General features: G+C 40.5%; 8 protein-coding genes. 6 read left to right on the top strand and 2 right to left on the bottom strand.

From position 1 onward, the window contains the following. Window positions 1-4: 4 nt before the first annotated feature. The 4 genes from ftsL (at window position 5) to O3601_RS02370 (ending at window position 6005) form a co-directional block, all read left to right on the top strand. Window positions 5-322, top strand: coding sequence for a cell division protein FtsL (ftsL, locus tag O3601_RS02385; RefSeq protein ID WP_000227822.1), 318 nt, complete (start codon window positions 5-7; stop codon window positions 320-322). Window positions 323-325: 3 nt separating this feature from the next. Beyond that, window positions 326-2578, top strand: coding sequence for a penicillin-binding protein PBP2X (gene pbp2X, locus O3601_RS02380; protein WP_265480233.1), 2253 nt, complete (start codon window positions 326-328; stop codon window positions 2576-2578). A 1-nt stretch (window position 2579) separates the two neighbouring features. After that, on the top strand, window positions 2580-3560 hold the full coding sequence (mraY, locus tag O3601_RS02375; RefSeq protein ID WP_371470871.1) for a phospho-N-acetylmuramoyl-pentapeptide-transferase: 981 nt from the start codon (window positions 2580-2582) through the stop codon (window positions 3558-3560). 339 nt (window positions 3561-3899) lie between these two features. Further along, window positions 3900-6005, top strand: coding sequence for an ATP-dependent Clp protease ATP-binding subunit (locus O3601_RS02370; RefSeq protein WP_371470869.1), 2106 nt, complete (start codon window positions 3900-3902; stop codon window positions 6003-6005). A 165-nt stretch (window positions 6006-6170) separates the two neighbouring features. Here the strand turns inward: O3601_RS02370 and O3601_RS02365 are convergent, their stop codons facing one another. Continuing rightward, window positions 6171-6653, bottom strand: coding sequence for an S-ribosylhomocysteine lyase (locus O3601_RS02365; protein WP_000032549.1), 483 nt, complete (start codon window positions 6651-6653; stop codon window positions 6171-6173). Between the two features lie 94 nt (window positions 6654-6747). Next, window positions 6748-8232, bottom strand: a complete 1485-nt coding sequence (locus tag O3601_RS02360) for a DUF1846 domain-containing protein (RefSeq protein WP_371470867.1) — start codon at window positions 8230-8232, stop codon at window positions 6748-6750. Window positions 8233-8384: 152 nt separating this feature from the next. Between O3601_RS02360 and O3601_RS02355 the strand changes: the two genes are divergently transcribed. Both O3601_RS02355 and O3601_RS02350 read left to right on the top strand, forming a co-directional pair. Further along, the gene (locus tag O3601_RS02355) at window positions 8385-9992 is read left to right on the top strand and encodes an alpha-glucosidase (RefSeq protein ID WP_261070490.1); all 1608 of its coding nucleotides are present in this window, start codon (window positions 8385-8387) and stop codon (window positions 9990-9992) included. Between the two features lie 195 nt (window positions 9993-10187). Continuing rightward, window positions 10188-12146 carry a peptide ABC transporter substrate-binding protein gene (locus O3601_RS02350; protein WP_261070491.1) on the top strand — a complete coding sequence of 653 codons (1959 nt, stop codon included), beginning with the start codon at window positions 10188-10190 and terminating at the stop codon, window positions 12144-12146. The last annotated feature ends 75 nt before the right edge of the window (window positions 12147-12221 follow it).

The raw sequence follows: 12221 nt of genomic DNA, 5'->3' as shown, positions 1-12221 counted from the left end.
AAAAATGGTAGATAAAAAAGAAACAACCAGTCAATTCTTGCAGAATCGTATAAAAAAATTCTCCCGTGTGGAGAAGGCTTTTTATCTTTCCATTGCGTTTACAGCTCTTGTTTTGGCGCTTAGTATTATCTTTATGCAGACTCGACTCCTACAAGTACAAAATGATCTGACAAAAATCAATGCGCAGATAGAGGAGAAAAAGACAGAATTAGATGATGCCAAACAAGAGGTAAATGAATTGTTGAGGGCAGAACGCTTGAAAGAAATCGCAAATTCTAAGGACTTAAAATTGAATAACGAGAATATTCGATCAGCGGAGTAAGATATGAAGTGGACAAAAAGAATAACCCGATTTGCGATTAGAAACCGTAAATCTCCAGCAGAAAACCGTAAAATAGTAGGGAAGTACATCAGCTTGTTAGCTGTCGTACTTTTCGCTGTCTTTTTGGTTAATTTTGCTGTTATTATCGGGAGTGGTAGTAAATTTGGAACGGATCTAGTCAAAGAGGCCAAGAAAGTTCACCAAATAACCCGTACAGTCCCTGCCAAACGTGGGACTATTTATGACCGAAATGGAGTCCCGATTGCTGAGGACGCAACCTCCTATAATGTCTATGCTGTTATTGATAAAAAATACAAATCAGCAACTGGTAAAATTCTTTATGTAGAAGATGCCCAGTTTAATAAGGTAGCAGAGGTTTTCCATAAGTATCTGGATATGGACGAGGCTTATGTTAAAGAACAATTGTCTCAACCGAATCTGACTCAAGTTTCTTTTGGTGCCAAAGGAAATGGGATTACCTATGCCAATATGATGGCTATTAAAAAGGATTTGAAAGACGCTAGTGTTGAAGGAATTGACTTTACAACTAGCCCTAACAGAAGCTATCCAAATGGACAATTCGCTTCTAGTTTTATTGGTTTAGCTCAACTCCATGAAAATGAAGATGGGAGCAAGAGTTTGCTGGGAACTTCTGGGATGGAGAGTTCCTTGAACAGTATTCTTGCAGGGAAAGACGGTATTATTACCTATGAAAAAGATCGTCTGGGTAATATTGTCCCTGGAACAGAACAAGTTTCCCAGCAAACGGTAGATGGCAAGGATGTTTATACAACTATTTCCAGCACCCTTCAGTCCTTCATGGAGACCCAGATGAATGCCTTTCAAGAAAAAGTAAAAGGCAAGTATATGACAGCAACCTTGGTCAGTGCCAAAACAGGGGAAATTCTTGCAACAACGCAACGGCCGACCTTTGATGCCGATACTAAGGAAGGGTTGACCAAGGACTTTGTTTGGCGTGATATCCTCTATCAAAGCAACTATGAGCCAGGGTCAACTATGAAGGTCATGACACTAGCTGCTGCTATTGACAATAACACTTTCCCAGGAGGAGAAGTTTTCAATAGTAGTGAATTAAAAATAGCGGATGCGACAATTCGAGATTGGGATGTTAATGGTGGTTTGACGACTGGTGGGATGATGACTTTCTTACAAGGTTTCGCTCACTCCAGTAATGTTGGAATGAGTCTACTTGAACAAAAAATGGGAGATGCTACTTGGTTGGATTATCTAAACCGCTTTAAGTTTGGGGTGCCGACGCGTTTTGGTCTGACTGATGAGTATTCAGGTCAATTGCCTGCAGATAATATTGTTGATATTGCCATGAGTGCATTTGGTCAGGGGATTTCTGTAACGCAGACCCAGATGCTACGTGCTTTTACAGCCATTGCCAACGATGGAGTTATGCTGGAGCCAAAATTTATAAGTGCTATTTATGATACTAACAATCAGTCTGTACGAAAGTCTCAAAAAGAGATTGTAGGAAAACCTGTATCTGAAGATGCAGCAAGCTTGACTCGTACTAACATGATATTAGTTGGGACGGACCCTCTATATGGAACTATGTATAATCACTACACAGGAAAGCCAATTATAACAGTTCCTGGACAAAATGTAGCAGTTAAATCCGGTACGGCTCAAATCGCTGATGAGAAAAATGGAGGATACTTGGTTGGTTCTACCAATTATATTTTCTCAGTTGTGACTATGAATCCTGCTGAAAATCCTGATTTTATCTTGTATGTAACGGTTCAACAGCCTGAGCATTATTCAGCTGCCCAGTTGGGAGAGTTTTCCAATCCAATCTTGGAGCGGGCTTCAGCGATGAAAGAATCTCTGAACCTTCAATCTCCAGCTAAGAATTTAGATCAAGTGACGACAGAATCTTCGTATGCAATGCCTAGCATCAAGGATATTTCACCTGGTGATTTGGCGGAAGCCTTACGTCGAAATATTGTGCAACCAATCGTTGTTGGTACTGGAACAAAGATTAAAGAGACTTCTGTAGAAGAAGGAAAAAATCTTGCACCAAACCAACAAGTTCTCCTTTTATCGGATAAGGTAGAAGAAATTCCAGATATGTATGGCTGGAAAAAAGAGACTGCTGAGACCTTTGCTAAATGGTTGGATATTGAACTGGAATTTGAAGGTTCAGGTTCCGTTGTTCAGAAGCAAGATGTTCGGACTAATACAGCTATCAAAAACATTAAAAAAATTAAATTAACTTTAGGAGACTAATATGTTTATTTCTATTAGTGCTGGAATTGTGACATTTTTACTAACTTTAGTAGGAATTCCGGCCTTTATCCAATTTTATAGAAAGGCGCAAATTACAGGCCAGCAGATGCATGAGGATGTCAAACAGCATCAGGCAAAAGCTGGCACGCCAACTATGGGGGGACTTGTTTTCCTCATTGCTGCAGTTGTGGTGAGTTTCCTTGTTGCTCTTTTTTCAAAACAATTGACCAATAATGTGGGAATGATTTTGTTCATCTTGGTACTTTATGGACTTGTCGGATTTTTAGATGACTTTCTCAAAGTCTTTCGCAAAATCAATGAGGGGCTAAATCCCAAGCAAAAATTGGCTCTTCAGCTTTTAGGTGGAGTTATCTTTTATCTTTTCTATGAGCGTGGGGGTGATATCCTGTCTGTATTTGGTTATCCAGTTCATTTGGGATTTTTCTATATTTTCTTTGCTCTTTTCTGGCTAGTCGGTTTTTCAAATGCAGTAAACTTGACAGACGGAATTGATGGTTTAGCTAGTATTTCCGTTGTGATTAGCTTGTCTGCCTATGGAGTTATTGCATATGTGCAAGGTCAGATGGATATTCTTCTAGTGATTCTTGCCATGATTGGTGGTTTGCTTGGTTTCTTCGTCTTTAACCATAAGCCTGCCAAGGTCTTTATGGGAGATGTGGGAAGTTTGGCCCTAGGTGGAATGCTGGCAGCCATCTCTATGGCCCTCCACCAAGAATGGACTCTCTTGATTATTGGAATTGTTTATGTCTTTGAAACAACTTCGGTCATGATGCAAGTCAGTTATTTCAAAATGACTGGTGGCAAACGTATTTTCCGTATGACGCCTGTGCATCACCATTTTGAACTTGGAGGATTGTCTGGTAAAGGAAATCCTTGGAGCGAGTGGAAGGTTGACTTCTTCTTTTGGGGAGTAGGACTTCTAGCAAGTCTCTTGACACTAGCAATTTTGTATTTGATATAAGAATGGCACCCTGATGTTTCAGGGTGTTTTTGATTTTTAAAAAAATATTGGTCAATTAAAGTCAAATATCTTGACCTTTTCTGACTAATGTAGTATATTATGAACGTAAGGTAAATGAAAGCCTTACTAGAACGCTTATTTAAAGTGAAATAGAAAGAGGTGGGTCTATGTTTAATCTAGAAATCTTCAGAAGTAAAGATAGTCTACTCCTGCTTGAAAAAGAAAAACCAGAAATAGTACGTAGAGTAGCAATTTAGCTAGTCTAAATTTTTTAAACCAAAGATCAAAGATAGTCAATATCAGTAATAATAACTAAATAAATAAAAAGAGGTAAAGAATATGAACAACAACTTTAATAATTTTAATAACATGGATGATTTATTTAACCAATTGATGGGTGGTATGCGAGGATACAGTTCTGAAAATCGCCGTTACTTGATTAATGGACGTGAAGTGACACCTGAGGAATTTGCTCACTATCGTGCGACTGGTCAATTACCAGGAAATGCAGAAGTTGATGGAAAAATGCCACAACAGGCATCAGGTATGAAACAAGACGGTGTGCTTGCTAAACTAGGTCGTAACTTGACAGCAGAAGCTCGTGAAGGCAAGTTGGATCCTGTTATCGGACGAAACAAGGAAATTCAAGAGACATCTGAAATCCTTTCACGCCGTACCAAGAACAATCCTGTTTTAGTCGGAGACGCAGGTGTTGGTAAGACAGCAGTTGTCGAAGGTTTGGCACAAGCCATTGTGAATGGTGATGTTCCAGCTGCTATTAAGAATAAGGAAATTATTTCCATTGATATCTCAGGTATTGAGGCTGGGACTCAATACCGTGGTAGCTTTGAAGAAAACGTTCAAAACTTAGTCAATGAAGTAAAAGAAGCGGGAAATATCATTCTCTTCTTTGATGAAATTCACCAAATTCTCGGTGCTGGTAGCACTGGTGGAGACAGTGGTTCTAAAGGGCTTGCGGATATTCTCAAGCCAGCTCTCTCTCGTGGAGAATTGACAGTGATTGGGGCAACAACTCAAGACGAATATCGTAACACCATCTTGAAGAATGCTGCTCTTGCTCGTCGTTTCAACGAAGTGAAGGTCAATGCTCCTTCAGCAGAGGATACTTTTAAAATCCTTCAAGGAATTCGTGATCTCTATCAACACCACCACAATGTCATCTTGCCAGACGAAGTTTTGAAAGCGGCGGTGGATTATTCTGTTCAGTATATTCCTCAACGTAGCTTGCCAGATAAGGCTATTGACCTTGTCGATGTAACGGCAGCTCACTTGGCAGCTCAGCATCCTGTAACAGATGTGCATGCTGTTGAACGTGAAATTGAGGTAGAAAAAGACAAGCAAGAAAAAGCAGTTGAGGCAGAAGATTTTGAAGCAGCTCTAAACTATAAAACACGCATTGTAGAATTGGAAAAGAAAATCGAAAACCATACAGAAGATATGAAAGTGACTGCAAGTGTCAACGATGTGGCTGAATCTGTAGAACGAATGACCGGTATTCCAGTATCTCAAATGGGGGCTACGGACATCGAACGTTTGAAAGATATGGGTCATCGTTTGCAGACGAAAGTTATTGGTCAAGATAAGGCCGTTGAAGCAGTAGCAAAAGCTATCCGTCGTAACCGTGCTGGTTTTGATGAAGGTAACCGTCCAATCGGTAGCTTCCTCTTTGTAGGTCCTACTGGTGTTGGTAAGACTGAGTTGGCTAAACAATTGGCTCTTGATATGTTCGGAACGAAAGATGCTATCATCCGTTTGGACATGTCAGAATACAGCGACCGCACAGCCGTATCTAAATTGATTGGTACAACTGCAGGTTATGTTGGTTACGATGACAACAACAATACCTTGACAGAACGCGTCCGTCGCAATCCATACTCAATCGTACTTTTGGATGAGATTGAAAAGGCTGACCCTCAAGTCATCACCCTTCTCCTCCAAGTTTTGGACGATGGTCGTTTGACAGATGGTCAAGGTAACACTGTCAACTTCAAGAATACGGTGATTATCGCAACTTCAAACGCAGGCTTTGGTTACGAAGCTAACTTGACAGAAGATGCGGATAAACCAGAATTGATGGATCGTTTGAAACCTTACTTCCGTCCAGAATTCCTTAACCGTTTCAATGCTGTCATCGAATTCTCACACTTGAGCAAAGAAGATCTTTCTAAGATTGTAGACCTTATGTTGGTTGAAGTTAACAAGACGCTTTCTAAGAAAGACATTGACTTGGCAGTGAGCGAAGCTGCTAAAGAATACATGACTGAGGAAGGCTACGATGAAGTCATGGGTGTTCGTCCACTCCGTCGTGTGGTTGAACAAGAAATTCGTGATAAGGTGACAGACTTCCACTTGGATCATTTAGATGTTAAACATCTGGAAGCAGATATGGAAGATGGTGGTTTGGTTATTCGTGAAAAAGCCTAATACTCTTCGAAAATCAAATTCAAACCACGTCAACGGCCTTGCCGTACTCAAGTACAGCCTGCGGCTAGTTTCCTAGTTTGCTCTTTGATTTTCATTGAGTATAAGACAAAATTTTGAGAATAAAAAAGAAGGAGCCAGCTGAAAAAACTGGTTCCTTTTTTGTGTTTAAATCACATGACGCTCAAAGGCATCGTCTGAAATTCCTTGTTCCAAGATGAGTTTCGCCCATTCTTTAGCAGAAAAGAGGCTGTGGTCCTTGTAGTTTCCGCAAGATTCGATGGTTGTTCCAGGGACGTCTTCCCAAGTAGTAGTTTCAGCGATTTCCTTGAGCGAATCCTTGATAACAGTTGCAATCTCAGCGCTAGTATGGCGTCCCCACATAATCATGTGGAAACCTGTGCGGCAACCAAATGGTGAACAGTCAATCATACCGTCAATGCGGGTGCGGATGAGTTTTGCCAAGAGGTGCTCAATAGTGTGAAGACCAGCGGTAGGGATAGAGTCTTCATTTGGTTGCACCAAGCGAATGTCATAATTGGAGATGATGTCTCCCTTTGGCCCTGTTTCTTCCCCAATCAAGCGAACATAGGGTGCTTTAACAATGGTGTGGTCAAGTTCAAAACTTTCAACAATAACTTCTTTTGACATGGTAAATCCTTTCAGTTTTCTTCTTTCATTATAACATAAAGCCAGCTCTTGAGGCAGAGAGAAAACCTCTCCGAGGGTGAAGAGGTTCAAATCTTTATTTACGATACAAGCGGTCGTATTGGTAGTAAGGGTCAAAGGTTACATTGATACCCAATTTGCGAAGGACATTCTTGTCTTCATCGGTTAAGATGATGGTTGAATGGGCTTCGCTTCCTTTGAGGTTGCCAAGTTCTTCCATAGCACGGGCAGCATCAGGATTTTCTGTAGCTGTGATAGCAAGTGCAATCAGGATTTCATTTGAATGAAGGCGTGGATTGCGGCTACCCAGATGATCGATTTTAAGACCTTGGATTGGCTTAACAACTTCAGGCTCGATTAATTTTACTTCTTTAGCGATGTCAGCTGATTTCTTGATGGCGTTGATAAGAGCAGCTGCTGTAGGGCCAAAGAGTTCTGAATTCTTACCAGTGACAATTTCTCCATTTGGCAATTCAAGGGCTAGGGCTGGTCCACCAGTTTCTTCAGCTTTTTGGCGTGCAGCAACAGCAACCTTGCGGTCTACAGGTGTGATACCGAGGTCGTTCATAAGCAACTCGATTTTCTTGACAGCAGATTCGCCCACTTTTTCGGCTTTGAAATCAAGAACAGTTTGATAGTAACGGCGGATGATTTCTTGTTTAGAAGCTTCGACAGCAGCTTCATCATCTGTAATAGCGAAACCAACCATGTTGACACCCATATCTGTCGGTGAAGCGTATGGAGATTCACCGAGGATACGTTCCAACATGCGTTTGAGCACTGGGAAAATCTCGATATCACGGTTGTAGTTGACCGTTGTTTTTTCGTAGGTTTGGAGATGGAAGGGGTCAATCATGTTGACATCATCAAGGTCAGCTGTGGCAGCTTCATAAGCCAAGTTAACTGGATGATGAAGGGGAAGATTCCAAACTGGGAAGGTTTCAAATTTAGCGTAACCAGACTTGATACCATTGATTTGGTCGTGGTACATATTGGACATACAGGTTGCCAATTTTCCAGAACCAGGTCCAGGAGCGGTTACGACAATCAAGTTTCGACTGGTTTTGATGTAGTCGTTTTTCCCCATACCTTCTGGAGAAATGATGTGATCCATATCTGTTGGATATCCTTTGATTGGATAATGAAGATAAGAATCAATTCCGTTTTTCTCAAGTTGGTTGCGGAAGGCATCTGCAGCTGGTTGACCAGCGTACTGTGTGATGACAACGGAGCCAACAAAAATCCCTAATTCATTGAATTTATCAATCAAACGAAGAACTTCTTGGTCATAAGAAATGCCCAAGTCACCACGTGCTTTGGAATGCTCGATATTACTTGCATTAATAGCAATCACGACCTCAACCTGTTCTTTCAATTCTTGCAAGAGCTTGATTTTATTGTCAGGCTCATAACCAGGAAGAACACGAGCAGCGTGGAAATCTTCTAACATTTTGCCACCAAACTCTAAGTAGAGCTTGCCGTCAAATTGATTAATGCGCTCCAAAATGTGGTCGCGCTGTAGATTCAAATATTGTTCAGAACTAAAAGCTTGTTTTTTCATTTTTTTACCTCTGACCTCTATTATAATAAAAAATTGGAAGTTAGGAAACTATGGAGTTAAAAAAGGAATCAAAAAGATTAGGCAAGCGCTTGCATAAAACTCTGAAAAGCGCTATCATAGACTATAGATTATTAAAATAATGAGGTAAGAAGATGCAAGAAAAATGGTGGCATAATGCCGTAGTCTATCAAGTCTATCCTAAGAGCTTTATGGATAGCAACGGAGATGGAATTGGGGATTTGCCAGGAATTACCAGTAAGTTAGACTATCTAGCTAAGTTAGGGATTACAGCGATATGGCTTTCTCCCGTTTATGACAGTCCTATGGATGATAATGGCTATGATATTGCTGATTATCAAGCGATTGCAGCTATTTTCGGAACTATGGAGGATATGGATGAGCTGATTGCGGAAGCTAAGAAGCGTGATATCCGAATTATCATGGACTTGGTGGTCAATCATACCTCAGATGAGCATGCTTGGTTTGTCGAGGCATGTGAAAATCCTGACAGTCCTGAGCGAGACTACTATATCTGGCGCGATGAGCCCAACGATTTGGAGTCTATCTTTAGTGGGTCTGCTTGGGAATACGATGAAAAGTCAGGTCAATACTATCTCCACTTTTTCAGCAAGAAACAGCCTGATCTCAACTGGGAAAATGAAAAACTTCGCCAGAAAATCTATGAGATGATGAACTTTTGGATTGATAAAGGTATTGGTGGTTTCCGCATGGATGTCATTGACATGATTGGGAAAATTCCTGATGAGAAGGTAGTCAATAATGGTCCTATGCTCCACCCTTATCTCAAGGAGATGAATCAGGCGACCTTTGGAGATAAGAATCTCTTAACAGTAGGGGAAACATGGGGAGCAACGCCAGAAATTGCTAAGCTCTACTCGGATCCAAAAGGGCAAGAGTTGTCTATGGTCTTCCAGTTTGAACATATCGGTCTTCAGTATCAGGAAGGTCAGCCTAAATGGCACTATCAAAAAGAACTGAATATTGCTAAGTTAAAAGAGATTTTCAACAAATGGCAGACAGAATTAGGAGTTGAGGACGGCTGGAATTCGCTCTTCTGGAACAATCATGACCTTCCTCGTATCGTCTCAATATGGGGAAATGACCAGGAATACCGCGAAAAATCTGCCAAAGCCTTTGCAATCTTACTTCATCTCATGAGAGGAACTCCTTATATCTACCAAGGTGAGGAGATTGGGATGACCAACTATCCGTTTGAAACGCTGGACCAAGTAGAAGATATTGAATCCCTCAACTATGCGCGTGAGGCTCTTGAAAAAGGTGTTCCGATGGAAGAAATCATGGACAGTATCCGTGTCATTGGTCGTGACAATGCCCGTACCCCTATGCAATGGGACGAAAGCAAAAACGCTGGTTTCTCAATAGGTCAACCTTGGTTGGCAGTGAATCCAAACTATCAAGCAATCAACGTTCAAGAAGCGCTGGCAAATCCAGATTCTATTTTTTATACTTATCAGAAGTTGGTCCAAATCCGTAAGGAGAACAGCTGGCTGATTCGAGCTGACTTTGAATTGCTTGATACGGCTGATAAGGTCTTCGCCTATATTCGTAAAGATGGGGACCGTCGTTTCTTAGTTGTGGCCAACTTGTCCAATGAAGAGCAAGACTTGACAGTAGAAGGAAACGTCAAATCTGTTTTGATTGAAAACACCGTGGCTCAAGAAGTCTTTGAAAAACAAATCTTGTCTCCATGGGATGCTTTCTGTGTGGAATTACTATAAATATTTTTTACAGAAAAATTTAAAATTGAAATCGTATAAAAACAAGGGAGGACTGTATGAAAGGCAGAAATCCTTTGTTTTTTTATGGCTAAGATTTATAAACTTTCATTCTCAAAATTCAATTAACTTTACAAATTTCCACTATTTTGGTAAAATAAATCTATGTTATAAAAACTAACATAAAGGAGAAAGAAGATGAATACAAAAAAGCGTGTCCTTAGTGCAGGCCTGACTGTTGCAGCTGCCTTGCTTTTAACTGCTTGCGGACAATCAGGTTCAGATACAAAAACTTACTCATCAACCTTTAGTGGAAACCCAACTACATTTAACTACTTGTTAGACTACTACGCTGATAATACAGCTATCATTACCAACCTAGTTGATGGCTTGCTTGAAAATGACAACCACGGAAACCTAGTTCCGTCTTTGGCAGAAGACTGGTCTGTTTCAAGCGACGGTCTGACTTATACCTATAAACTGAGAAAAGATGCCAAATGGTTCACGGCTGACGGTGAAGAGTACGCCCCAGTCAAAGCACAAGATTTTGTGACAGGGATTAAGTACGCAGTGGACAATAAATCACAGGCAATTGACTTGATTCAAAACTCGATCAAGGGCTTGAATGATTATATTACAGGAGCGGATTCTGACTTTTCTAAGGTTGGAGTGAAGGCCATCGACGACCAGACTGTTGAGTATACTTTGGCACGCCCAGAACCGTACTGGAACTCAAAAACAACGAACAGTATTCTTTTCCCAGTAAATGAAGAGTTTCTAAATTCAAAAGGGAAAGATTTTGGGACTCTATCTCCAAATAGCATTCTCTACAGTGGACCTTATTTGTTAAAAGACTTCACATCAAAATCATCGATCGAGTATGTGAAAAATCCGCATTACTATGATCATGACAAAGTATCGATTGAACACGTAAAATTGGCTTATTTTGATGGCTCAGACCAAGAATTGACCATTCGTAACTTTGAAAGTGGAGCCTACTCAATTGCTGGGGTTTATCCAAATAGTTCTAACTTTGCTAAGACTAAGGAAAAATATAAGGATAATATCGTTTATAGTTTGCAGGACAAGACTTCTTGGTATTTCAATTTCAATGTTAATCGTAAGGCTTACAATCACACTGCTAAAACGACAGATGAGCAGAAGAAGTCAACTGAGACAGCTGTCTTGAACAAGAACTTCCGTCAAGCAGTGAACTTTGCCTTGGACCGTACAGCCTATTCTGCTCAGTCTAATGGGGAAGAAGCAGCTAGCAAGACTCTTCGTAACACCCTAGTACCTCCTACATTTGTCCAAGTCGGAGACAAGACCTTTGGAGAAGTAGTGGCTTCTAAATTGGTTAACTATGGTACAGAATGGTCAGGTATTAACTTGGCAGATGCTCAGGATGCCTATTTTAACAAAGAAAAAGCCCAAGCAAAATTTGCGGATGCTAAAAAAGAATTGGCAAGTCAAGGTGTAACATTCCCTATTCACTTGGATGTGGCAGTTGATCAGACGAATAAGAATGCTGTGACAGGTATGAACTCTGTAAAACAGACTCTTGAATCAGTTTTGGGTGCTGATAATATTGTCATTGATGTTCAGCAACTTTCAACAGACGATTTTAATAACGTAGCCTTCTTGGCACCAACACCAGCTGATCGAGACTACGATTTGAACTTTGATGGCTGGGTAGGTGACTATCAGGATCCATCAACTTATCTCAATCCTTTCAATGCAGAGGATGGATTCTACCTCAAGATATTTGGTCTAGATGCCAAGGAAGATAAAGCAAAAATTGCTAGCTTGGGGCTTGATACTTATACCAAGATGCTCAAAGATGCAGATAGTGAAAATAAAGATGTAGCGAAGCGTTATGAAAAGTATGCTGAAGCACAGGCTTGGATGATTGACAATTCTCTGATTATGTCAGCCATGTCAAATGGTGGTACAGCTTCTGTAACCAAAGTAACGCCATTTACAAGAGGGTATTCACTGGTCGGCATCAAGGGTGATGGAAATAACTACAAGTACATGAAACTGCAAAAAGATACAGTTACGACTAAACAGTATGAAGAAGCCAAAACTAAATGGGAGCAAGAAAGCAAAAAAGCAATTGAAAAAGCTCAAAAAGAAGCAGAAAAGCATGTTAAATAATGGGAAATAGCTTTTTAAGGAGAATCATAAAGACAAACATCAGTTTTGGTGCTTGTCTTTTTAAATTACTCGGCT

Source organism: Streptococcus sp. 20925_1_69, from assembly GCF_041432365.1.
Classification (GTDB): domain Bacteria; phylum Bacillota; class Bacilli; order Lactobacillales; family Streptococcaceae; genus Streptococcus.
The sequence above is the reverse complement of the archived record's forward strand: the minus strand, read 5'-3'. Positions and strand labels throughout refer to the sequence as shown.

Excerpts from the sequence above, each read along its gene's own strand:
- pbp2X (WP_265480233.1), top strand. The coding sequence starts at position 326 with ATGAAGTGGACAAAAAGAATAACCCGATTTGCGATTAGAAACCGTAAA.
- ftsL (WP_000227822.1), top strand. The coding sequence starts at position 5 with ATGGTAGATAAAAAAGAAACAACCAGTCAATTCTTGCAGAATCGTATA.
- O3601_RS02355 (WP_261070490.1), top strand. The coding sequence starts at position 8,385 with ATGCAAGAAAAATGGTGGCATAATGCCGTAGTCTATCAAGTCTATCCT.
- O3601_RS02370 (WP_371470869.1), top strand. The coding sequence starts at position 3,900 with ATGAACAACAACTTTAATAATTTTAATAACATGGATGATTTATTTAAC.
- O3601_RS02350 (WP_261070491.1), top strand. The coding sequence starts at position 10,188 with ATGAATACAAAAAAGCGTGTCCTTAGTGCAGGCCTGACTGTTGCAGCT.
- mraY (WP_371470871.1), top strand. The coding sequence starts at position 2,580 with ATGTTTATTTCTATTAGTGCTGGAATTGTGACATTTTTACTAACTTTA.
- O3601_RS02365 (WP_000032549.1), bottom strand. The coding sequence starts at position 6,653 with ATGTCAAAAGAAGTTATTGTTGAAAGTTTTGAACTTGACCACACCATT.
- O3601_RS02360 (WP_371470867.1), bottom strand. The coding sequence starts at position 8,232 with ATGAAAAAACAAGCTTTTAGTTCTGAACAATATTTGAATCTACAGCGC.